Below are 572 nucleotides of genomic sequence, written 5' to 3' on the forward strand. Positions count from 1 at the left end.
CTTTTGGAATAAAAGGAACGGCTAATTTGTTTAATTTAGATATTAACAAATTAAAGATTCAAAACCAAGGAGATCCGTTGTTGCAGAATTTGAACAACAATTTCTCTCCAAATGTTGGAGCTGGAGTTTACTTTCATTCAGACAAATCTTATTTAGGATTATCGGTTCCAAATTTCTTTGAGACTAAGCGTTATGATGACAATGATATTGCGGTTTATAAAGAACGTATGAACTTGTATTTAATAGGAGGTTATGTTTTTGATTTGAGTTCGAATTTAAAATTCAAGCCTGCTTTTCTAGGAAAAGTAGTTGAAGGAGCACCATTACAATTGGATTTATCAGGAAACTTTTTAATCAATGAGAAGTTTGTTTTGGGAGCTGCCTGGAGATGGAGTGCTGCTGTGAGTGCTATGGCAGGATTTCAAGTTAGTGATGGGTTATATATTGGATACGGATACGATTTAGAGACTACCAAGTTAGCTAACTACAATTCAGGTTCACACGAAATATTTTTACGATTTGAATTATTCAAACGTCAAGACCGAATAGTATCACCAAGATTCTTCTAAAAA

At 33.6% G+C, this 572-nt stretch carries 1 protein-coding gene; it reads left to right on the plus strand.

From position 1 onward, the window contains the following. Positions 1–569, plus strand: a 569-nt coding sequence (locus ACYU7A_RS03100; protein ID WP_460574150.1) for a PorP/SprF family type IX secretion system membrane protein, incomplete at its 5' end; no start/stop codon positions are given. Positions 570–572 lie beyond the last annotated feature (3 nt).

Source organism: Flavobacterium koreense (genome assembly GCF_054776075.1).